Source organism: Roseateles agri, assembly GCF_034043675.1.
Classification (GTDB): domain Bacteria; phylum Pseudomonadota; class Gammaproteobacteria; order Burkholderiales; family Burkholderiaceae_C; genus KK5.
Window position 1 is genome coordinate 1 of sequence record NZ_JAXCLA010000023.1, and the last position, 1,349, is coordinate 1,349.

1 protein-coding gene is annotated in these 1,349 nt (G+C 61.7%); it reads right to left on the minus strand.

Annotated elements, in window-relative coordinates:
- Positions 1 to 1,201: type II toxin-antitoxin system HipA family toxin (locus SNE35_RS32025; protein WP_320427132.1), on the minus strand; the 1,201-nt coding region annotated here is incomplete at its 3' end.
- Positions 1,202 to 1,349 lie beyond the last annotated feature (148 nt).

Genomic DNA, 1,349 nt, shown 5'->3' on the forward strand with positions numbered 1-1,349 from the left:
GTACCGTGGTTGCAAGCCAGACCATCGCGCGCAACATATCCGGCACTCCGCTGCGTCGCGCTTCTAGGGCCCAGTGGCGTGGTTTCACGTAGTCCAGTTGCGAGTGCGCGGACTTTCCTCTCACGCTCATCGCTAGGTGAGCCTTTTGGTGGGGCAGCTTGCCCTTGCCGTGGCCCATGATCGGATAGGCGGACAGTACGTCGTAGAGCGGCGTCAACCTGTAAGCGCCTCCAGCGAGCATGAACACTGAGAAGTTCTTCGCGTGACCGTCGGTTGCCGCGAGCATCCAGAATGCGAGTTGAGTTAGAAGGAAACGTGCGCGATCATCGATTGGCGCCTCGCTGCCCCCGAGCAGGGCCATGCATTTGGCGATGCCAGGCCCACCGTCTTTCTCGTACTTCTTGTCGGGAGCCGTGCCTGTGGCTTGGCAAAAATCCTCCTGAGGCAACCTGGCGATCCAGGATCCATCATCCATCCACTCGCGGTCAAAGCGCGTCACGACGAGCACCTTTTGTTCTCCGAACTTGGCGATGTCGACGCGAGCCGTTGACAGGCCCAGTTTTTCGAGCAAATGTAAACACAGCCACTCGTTCTCGACCGAGTCACGCATGTCGAGGGAATTCATGCCGCCGACCAAGCCGAGCGGCAGCTTGAGAATGTGGGTTGTTGGCGTCGAGCCGAGTGGCCGGCACCATTGCTCGCCCAGCAAGAGCAAGGCGGTTTTTTCCTGGGCCCCGGCCAATGAGATGCGGAAAACGTCGTCGTCGATGGCGCCGGCGGCCCCGAGTGAATTGTCAGTGCTTGCGCCTGCGAGCACCTCTGCAATCTGGGCCTGATCAAGTGCCTCGTAGCTTACGGATCGAACCCCGAGTGGCTCCGTGTCTGGAGGGAGCAATTGCACTGCGCCGACGCAGTCACGACCGATTGCCGAGAGAAGCTCGAACGAATCGTTCGGCCTGACTCGGAATCGTCGTCCGAGGCGGTCGCGAATTGACTTGGCGTCGGGCAGGAGGTTCTCGAAGTAGTTCCTGACGACTGCGCCGGTGAGCCGCCTTGTGGGGGTGAATGGCAGGGATAGCGACAGTGGGCGTCCGCGCGGCGACTCAATCCAGCCTTGTTCGTAGGTCAATGAGTCGGAGCCGCGTGCTTGCGTCCAGGTGGCCGCCCGCTCGCCGTTCAGCCAAACCGCCAGGTCGCTCACCAGGCACCCTTCGTTGCTGGCCTGCCAAGACCCGAGGGGGCATAGCGCTCGTCGCGGGTGAGCTTCACTGCGCGCTCCAGCGCGATAGGCGAAACTCCGAGCGCGGTGGCCCACTGTTGCAGGATTTCTGGGACCGGAACGACTGCAT